We start from the raw sequence: 7,960 nt of genomic DNA on the forward strand, positions 1-7,960 counted from the left end.
CCCGCTTCCCCCCTGCTCGACCACCGCGACGGCACGGTCGGGTGTCATGGGTCGCGGCCTCCTCGCGGGGGTGGCGGGACGGTGCGGGGCCCGGCGGCCCGTGCGCCGTGGCCACCGTGCCGGATCGCACGGAATTGTCAACCGCGCCGCGGGCGGCCGGAATTGGCCGACGCGGCGGCGGTCGCGCCGCGTGCCGTTGTGCTGACGCTGCGCCTTTGGTCCAATCGGGGGCGATGACCACACCGCACCCGGACGCCCCGGGAGAGGCGCCGTCCCCGGACGGCTCCGGCCGTGCGCAGCGCTGGCGGCCCGAGGTGTTCGCCCCGTTCGCCGAGGGCCCGGGCGTGCTCTTCGCGCGTACGGCCGCGCGGTCGGCGGAGTTCGGGCGGACGAGCGCGAGCGGTGCGGGCCGGGTCCTCATCGGCAGCGCCGCGGGCGACGACCGCGCCGACGTCGCGCTGCGCGCCCGGGGCGAGTTGCTGGAGCGCATGGGCAACGTGCTGGCCGGGCGGGCGGTGGAGAGCGCGGCGCGCTGGGTGGGCGACCACGACGGCTGGCGGCGGCGCGGGGCGCCCGCCCTGGACCCGGCGGAGCTCGGCGACGGCACGGGCGGGACGGCCGCCCGCGCGGTGCGCCAGCTGTGGGTGCCGGCCCGCTCCGCGCTCACCGGCGACGAAGTCCTCGTACCGGCCTGCGAGGTGTTCCTCCAGCACCGTCCTCCGCCCGGCTGCGGCGCGACGTCGGGGGCGGGGTCGACGGGCCTGGGGGCCCGCCCGGACCGGGCGGCCGCGGCCGCCCACGCCGCCCTCGAGCTCCTCGAACGGGACGTGATCCGGCGCAGCTGGTACGGGCCGGGCGCGCCCGCTCCGGGGGCCGCCCCCGCGGACGGCCTGCTGCCGGAGCCCTTGCGGTCCCTGCTCACCGCCCTGGGCCTGCGGGCCGCGCTCCTGACGCTGCCCTCCCCCGCCGGCACGGAGTGCGCCGTGGTCTGCGTCCACGGCGGGCCCGCCGGCCGGCCCGGGCAGAGCTTCGGCGCCCGCTGCGCGCAGGAGGGCGAGCGCGCGGCGGCGGTGGCCAAGGCGGCCTACGAAGCCCTGATGGTGCGCTGGAGCATGACCAGCCCCGTGGCCCTGCGCACCTGGGAGGGCTGGACCGCCGGCACCCCGCCCCGCACGGCCCTGGAACACGCCCTGTGGGCCTTCCACGGCCAGGACGCGCTCGGTCACTGGACGGGGCGGGGAAGGGGCGCGGACACGGCACCAAAGGGGCCGGGGGCCCGGCGGGACGACCCGGCAGGCGCGCCCGGAGGCGCCTCGGAGCGATGGCCCCGGCGGGGCGCGTCCGGGGTGCGGCCGGACGGGCCGACGGACCGGACCGGTAGCAGCCCTGCGGACGCCGGTGCGGGCCCGTGCGGGCCGGACGGCCGCGGCAGGCGGCCCCCCGGGCCGTCCGGCGGAGTCGCCGCGCTCGCCGCGCACACCGGTGGCGACGTGCTGCTCGTGGACACCGACACGCCCGGCGTGCGGGCGGAAGGCGTCCGCGTGGTGCGGGTGATCGCCCCGGGCGCCCGGCCCCTGCCCGCCGACGACAGCCGGATGCCCGGCGCACTCCCCCATCCCTTCGGCTGACCCTCGGCCGGCCGCCCACCGGCCCGCCGACCGCGAGAAAGGGCTCGACCCATGACTTCCGGTCCGCCGGACTACACCGCCTTCGCCGCCCGCTACGACTCCTGGTTCGCCGCGTCCGGCACCACCGCGGCCACCGTCGAGGCCCTCGCCGGGCTCGCCGAGGCGGCCGGGCCGGGGCCCGCCCTGGAACTCGGCATCGGCACCGGCCGGATCGCGGTGCCGCTCGCGGCCCGCGGCGTGGAGGTCCACGGCATCGACGCCTCCCCGGCCATGGTGGAGCAGCTGCGCGCCAAGCCCGGCGGCGAGAAGATCCCGGTGACGATGGGGGACTTCGGCGCGGCAGGCACCGACGCCTGCACCGACGCCGGCACCGGCGCCGGCACCGGCGCCGGCACGAACGCCTCGGAGGCGTACGCGCTCGTCTACGTCGTCAGCGGCACCTTCGCCGAACTGCCCACCCAGGACGCCCAGGTGGACTGCTTCGCGGGCGTGGCCCGGCGGCTGCGCCCCGGCGGCCTCTTCGTCCTCGACGCGCACGTGCCCGAGGCCCTCACGGACGACCGCTCCACGGGCGGCCAGGTGCTGCCGACCGCGGACGGCGAGGTCGTCCTGCGCTTCCGCGAGACCGACCGGGCGGCGCAGCGCTACCGCTCCCACTACGTCGTGCTCGACAAGGGGCAGGGCGGCCTCGGCATGCACCGTACGACCGTGTCGTTCCGGTACGCGGCGCCGGGCGAGCTGGACCTGATGGCGCGGCTCGCGGGGCTGCGGCTGCGCGAGCGCCGGGGGGACTGGGCGGGCGCGCCGTTCACCTCGGCCAGCGCCTACCACGTCTCCGTCTACGAACGCCCGGAGTGAGCCGGGGGAAGGGAAGGCGGTCATGGACCCCGAGGCGTACATGGCGGAGAACCGGCGGCAGTGGGAGGCCTGGACGCCCCTGAAGGCCGCCTCCGCCTACTACGGCCTGGACGACTTCCGCCGCGGCGGCACACGGATCCGCCGGCTGGAGGCGGACGAGGTGGGCGACGTGTCGGGCCTTTCCCTGCTGCACCTGCAGAGCCACGTCGGGCTGGACACCCTCTCCTGGGCCCGGCTGGGGGCGCGCGTGACCGGCGTCGACTTCTCGGCCGAGGGGACGGCGACCGCGCGCGACCTGGCCCGCGACGTCGCCCCGTCGGCCCGGTTCCTGTGCGCCGGCGTCTACGACCTGCCCCGGCACCTGGACGAGACCTTCGACCTCGTCTACACCTCGCACGGGGTGCTCGGGTGGCTGCCGGACCTGCGCCGGTGGGCGGCGGTGGTCGCGCGGTTCACGGCGCCGGGCGGCCGGTTCTACCTCTTCGAGTCCCACCCCACGGCCTGGCTCTTCGACAACCGCACGGACGGCCGGGAACTCACCGTCCGCTACCCGTACTTCGGCGCCGAGGAGCCGTTGCGCTGGCGCTACCGCAGCCCGCTGGCGGTGCCGGAGGCCGAGGCGGACGGCTGGGAGTACTCCTGGGGGCACGCCCTGGGGGACGTCGTGAACGCGCTGCTGGAAGCGGGGCTCGCCCTCGAGTTCCTGCACGAGTGGCCGTTCGTGGCCTGGCCGATGTTCCCCTTCCTGGAGGAGCGCGACGACGGCTGGTGGCACCTTCCCGCGGACCTCCCCGCCGTTCCGCTTTCGTTCTCGCTGCTGGCCCGCAAGCCCGCGCGGGGCGCGGAGAGGGACGCCCTTTGAGCCAAATCCGCCGTGGATACGCGGACGCCGCCGCCCGGCGAGTGGCCGGGAGCCGATCGCAACGGCCCGTTCCACCATGGCGATCACCGTATTCCGCGGGCACCATGACAGCCGGGTGCGCCGGTGCTCGCTCCGACGCCTCGCCGAACGCAAGACCCCTCACCGCCGAAGGAGCGGAAATGCCCCAGGACATCACAGAAGTCCAGGAAGTCCCGGCCGAGGAGCTCCCCGAACTCGCCCTCATGGTCGACATACCGTTCGAGGAGTAGCCCGGCCGCACTGGCGCGGACCGCACTCCGGCGGGCGACCGGGCACGGGCCCGGTCGGCCGCTCCGCGCGACGACGGCGAGGCGGCGGGGCGAGGCGGCAGGAGGAGGGGACCGCGTGGACGTGGAGCCGGACCTCACGACGGCGCAGGCCGACCAGCAGGCGCTGCAGCGGGTGCTGGCGGCGGTGGCGAAGGGCGCGGGGCTGCCGCCCCTGCCCCTGCACCCGGCTGCCGTGGAGGCCGCGCACCGGGCGCAGGCCGCGGCGCGGCGCGTGGCTGCGGGTGCGGCTGCGAATGTGGACGCGGGTGCGGGTGCGGGTGCGGGTGCGGCTGCGAATACGGATACGGCGCCTGCCTCGGTACCGACGCCGGTGCCGGTACCGGGGAGCGACTGGGCCGGGCCGCCCGCGCCCGCCGCGACCGGGCCCGCCGCGTGGCCGGTCGAGCTCGCCGGCCCGGCGGACCACCCCCACCTGCTGCGCAGCCTGCGGCGCGCCCTGGCCCAGCTGCCGCCCCGGTCCGGGGCCGACGGCCAGCCGGTCACGGCCGCGCTCGGCCCGTGGCGGGCCGCCGACCGGGAGGCCCTGGAGGCGGCCGTGCGGCTGCTGCAGGGCGCGTGGCCCGGGATGCTGGGCGAACTGCGCACCGTGGTGCGCCAGGTGGCCCTGCTGGATGGCATGGCGATCGACGGGTTCACCGACTTCACCGTCCACGGCGCGGTCCTGATCAACCGCAGGCGGCTCTCGGCAGCCCGCTCGGGGCTGCCCGGTCCGGCCCGGCTGGCCGAGGCGCTGGTCCACGAGGGCACGCACAACCGCTGCAACGTCGCCGGGGTGCGGGCGCCGTTCCTGCGGCCCGCGGCCGACGACGCGGCGGGTCCCCTCGCCACGCCCCTGCGCTCCGATCCGCGCCCGCTCAGCGGCCTGTTCCAGCAGACGGTCGTCCTGGCCCGGTGCGTCCTCCTCCACCGGCGGGCGGCGGACGGCGGCGCGCTCCCCGCCGGGGCGCCCGCGGCGGCGGCAGCGGTACGCGCCCGGCACGACCGCCTGCTGACGGACCTGGCCACTGCGGTGACGTCCCTCAGCGCGCACCGGGCGGGCCTGACGGACCACGGGACGAGGCTGCTGCACCAGTGCGCGGCGATCGCCCGGGGCGAGGCGTGAGGCCGGTCCGGCAGCGCCGGGCCGCTGCTTGTGGCTGCGTCCCGCCGACGCGGCGCGAACGGGTGTCCGCGGCACGGGAGGCGAGGCTCACCGCGCGCCGGGCAGGCCGCGCCGCGCCGTCCTCAGCACGTCCCCGACTCCCCCCGGCGTCAGGCGCGAGCGCCACGTCGCCCAGCGCTCCCAGCGCGTCCCCCAGAGGCGGGGATCCTCGTACGGGACCCAGCCCGTTGCCCGGGACGGGTAGCGCGGCGGCCCCACGCACAGCCGCTTCGTGATGACGAAGCGGGTCTGGTCCGTGCTGTTGGGCTGGGAGGCGTGCAGGTGGTCGCCGGCGAAGAGCAGGATGTCACCGGGCTCCAGCTCGACGTCGACCGGTGCGCCGGTCCGCTGGCCGGGCACCAGCGTGTGGCCGTCGTGGCGCAGCGGGCGCCGGTAGGCCTCGGGGTAGAACAGCAGCCCGTTGCCGCTGCGGACCGGGCCGACGGCCATCCAGAGGTTGACGGAGTTGACGGCGGTGTTGAACCAGGAGTCAATGTGAGCGTCACGTGGCGTCAGGAAGCCTTCCAGACCGGACAGTTCTTCCTCCCGGTCCGCTCCCCCGGCGGCTACCGTCCGCTCCGGCGGCATGATGCGGATGCCGAGGTGCCCGCTGAGGTAGAGCCGCGCGCCTTGCGGTTCCAGGGCCCTGGCCACGTCGTGCAGGACGGTGCGGGAGAAGGGCCGCAGGCGGGTCTCCAGGTCGGTGCGGACGGCCGCGATCTGCGAGGTGTCCGCGTGGTGGTGGGCGTTCTCCAGCGCCCCCGAGACCCGCGACGCCTCGGCCGCCGGCAGGGCGGCGGCCACGGCGCGGGCCGTCTCCCGCCGGATCGTCCCCAGCGCGCCGACGTGGCACAGTCCGCCCTTGACCGCCACCAGGGCGCCGTCGAGGACGTGCCGCAGCGAGACGGGGATGCCGTACGGGCCGGGTTCGACGGTGTGGAGGGCGGCGGGCCCGGCCGCGGCCCCCGGAGGCGGCCCGGCGGACGGCCCGCTCACGGCGCCCCGTCCCGGTGCTCCCGGGCGCCGGCCATGGCCGCGATCCCCTCGTGCAGCGCCGTTCGCGGACGGAAGCCGAAGGCGCGGGCGGCGAGCGTGATGTCGGCACCGGTGTGCCGGGCGTCGCCCGGGCCCGGCGGCCGCGGCACCACGGCGACGGGCCCGGCGATGCTCTCCACGGCGGCGATGGCCTGCTTCATGGAGACGGGCGAGCCGCCGCCGAGGTTGGCCACTCCGGTGAAGCCGGACAGGGCCGCGTCCCGCATGCCGGTGACGACGTCCCGCACGTAGGTGAAGTCGCGGGTCTGCTCGCCGTCGCCGTACAGCGGGAACGGCGCGCCGCCCCGCGCCGCGGCCAGGAGGCGGGCGAAGGCCATGTCGGGCCGCTGCCGGGGCCCGTAGACGGTGAACAGGCGCAGCGCGACGGCGGGCACCCCGTAGGCCGTGCGGTAGACCTCGCACAGGTGCTCGGCGGCGAGCTTGGTCACCCCGTAGGGCGAGACGGGCCGGGGGCAGGTCGTCTCGGCCGTGGGGAAGGCCGGGGCGTCGCCGTAGACGGAGGAGCTGGACGCGTGGACGAACTTGGCCGGCGGGCGCCGCCGTACGGCTTCGAGCAGCACCTGGGTGGCCAGGACGTTCCGGTCGGCGTAGAGGGCGAATTCGCGGCCCCAGGAGGGCCGGATGCCGGGCTGGGCGGCGAGGTGGTAGACGACGTCGGCGCCGTCGAGCACCGGGTCGAGCGGGGCGTCCAGCAGGTCGGCGTGGTGGAAGGTGAAGGACGGGGAGCTCATCGGGCCGCGGAGGTTGCGCTCCTTGAGGGCCGGGTCGTACGCGTCGGTGAGCGCGTCGACGCCGGTGACGCTGTCGCCGGCGGCCAGGAGGTGGGCGCAGAGGTGGGAGCCGATGAATCCGGCCGCGCCGGTCACGACGGCGTGCACTACGAGCGCCCCTCTCCGGGCAGGCCCGCGGCTTCTCCGGTGGCGCGCGGCGCCCCCCTGACCCCGGGCGGCAGCACGCGGTCGGCGCGCGCCCGCCACGTGTGGCGCTCCAGCAGCTGCCGCCGGGCCGCCTCCCCGAGGGCCTGCCGCCGGGCCGGGTCGGCGGCGAGCGCCATGACGGCGTCCGCCCACGCCGCGACGTCGGCGGGCGGGCGCATCAGGCAGGTGCGCCCGTCGGCCATGACCTCCCTGAGCACCGGCAGGTCGGAGACGACGATCGCCTTGCCGTACGCCATGTACTCGAAGAGTTTCATCGGGGAGACCCAGCGGGCGATGTCCCCGATGCCCCCGGCGCAGGCCACGCGCTGCTGGTACGGCGCGAGGACGATGTCGAAGGCCCGGTGGTACGGGGGCAGTTCGGCGGGCGGGCGGTGGCCGTGGAAGTAGACGTTGGTGCGGGTGTTGCGGCTCTGCCAGTGCGCCAGGTCCTCCTCGGTGCCGCCGACCAGGTGGAAGTCGACGTCGGGCAGCCGGCCGGCGAGGGCGAGGATGACGTCGGTGCCGCGGCCGGGGTAGAGGTGGCCCACGTAGCCGGCCTTGACGGCTCCCGGTCTGCCGGGGAGCTGCGCCACGGGCCCGTCCGCGGGCACCGGGTCGGCGCAGTCGTGGGCGGTGACGAGGTCGGTGCCGGGGCGGGCGCCGAGCCGCGCGCCGAGCCGGGGGAAGGCGGCGCGGTAGTCGTCGGCGAGCGCCTGGGAGACGAAGACGACGCGGGTGAGGCCGGGGCTGCGGAAGAGCAGCCGTTCGGCCGCGCGGACGGCCCTGCTGTGCCACAGGAGGTGGGTCTCGTAGACGAGCGGCGCGAGCCCGGAGGCGGCGACGAGGCCGTGCAGGTCGCGCCCGTAGAGCAGGTCGGGGACGCCGTGGCGCAGGAGCGCGGCGCGCAGTCTGCGGGCGCGGAGCCAGACGCCGATCCCCGGTACCGAGGGCAGGGGGAGTGTGCGAATGGGGAAGCGGTTGCGGGTGCCGTAGTAGGCGTGGACGTCCTCCGCGGGGGCCGTGCCCGGCAGCGCGTACAGCTCGGTGTCGTGCCCGGCGTCGGTGAACGCGTCGCACATCCGCATCACGTGCACTCCGTTGGCATAGACGGAGGGAATGCTTCCAGAGTGCAGGTAGGCGATCCGCATGGCTGGGCGACCTCCGGCGCG

General features: G+C 77.0%; 7 protein-coding genes. 4 read left to right on the plus strand and 3 right to left on the minus strand.

Annotated features, from left to right (window positions below; genetic code table 11):
• Positions 1-233: 233 nt before the first annotated feature.
• The 4 genes from ACSNOG_RS30760 to ACSNOG_RS30775 all read left to right on the plus strand — a co-directional run bounded on the left by ACSNOG_RS30760 (position 234) and on the right by ACSNOG_RS30775 (position 4,779).
• Positions 234-1,628 (plus strand): YcaO-like family protein, encoded by a 1,395-nt coding sequence (locus tag ACSNOG_RS30760; RefSeq protein ID WP_436755986.1) that lies wholly within the window; start codon positions 234-236, stop codon positions 1,626-1,628.
• Between the two features lie 51 nt (positions 1,629-1,679).
• On the plus strand, positions 1,680-2,486 hold the full coding sequence (locus tag ACSNOG_RS30765) for a class I SAM-dependent DNA methyltransferase (protein ID WP_436755987.1): 807 nt from the start codon (positions 1,680-1,682) through the stop codon (positions 2,484-2,486).
• A 22-nt stretch (positions 2,487-2,508) separates the two neighbouring features.
• Positions 2,509-3,348 (plus strand): class I SAM-dependent methyltransferase, encoded by an 840-nt coding sequence (locus ACSNOG_RS30770; protein ID WP_436755988.1) that lies wholly within the window; start codon positions 2,509-2,511, stop codon positions 3,346-3,348.
• Positions 3,349-3,732: 384 nt separating this feature from the next.
• Positions 3,733-4,779 (plus strand): aKG-HExxH-type peptide beta-hydroxylase, encoded by a 1,047-nt coding sequence (locus tag ACSNOG_RS30775; RefSeq protein WP_436755989.1) that lies wholly within the window; start codon positions 3,733-3,735, stop codon positions 4,777-4,779.
• A gap of 87 nt (positions 4,780-4,866) precedes the next feature.
• Here the strand turns inward: ACSNOG_RS30775 and ACSNOG_RS30780 are convergent, their stop codons facing one another.
• The 3 genes from ACSNOG_RS30780 to ACSNOG_RS30790 all read right to left on the minus strand — a co-directional run.
• The gene (locus ACSNOG_RS30780) at positions 4,867-5,814 is read right to left on the minus strand and encodes a phytanoyl-CoA dioxygenase family protein (RefSeq protein ID WP_436755990.1); all 948 of its coding nucleotides are present in this window, start codon (positions 5,812-5,814) and stop codon (positions 4,867-4,869) included.
• Entirely contained in the window at positions 5,811-6,752 is a 942-nt protein-coding gene (locus tag ACSNOG_RS30785) for an NAD-dependent epimerase/dehydratase family protein (protein ID WP_436755991.1), read from the minus strand. The genes ACSNOG_RS30780 and ACSNOG_RS30785 overlap by 4 nt, the downstream gene beginning before the upstream one ends.
• A partial coding sequence (locus ACSNOG_RS30790; protein WP_436755992.1) for a glycosyltransferase family 4 protein occupies positions 6,752-7,960 on the minus strand: 1,209 nt, incomplete at its 5' end. The genes ACSNOG_RS30785 and ACSNOG_RS30790, both read right to left, overlap by 1 nt.

It is taken from the genome of Streptomyces sp. URMC 124 (genome assembly GCF_051386455.1).
In the GTDB taxonomy this organism is placed as follows: Bacteria; Actinomycetota; Actinomycetes; order Streptomycetales; family Streptomycetaceae; genus Streptomyces.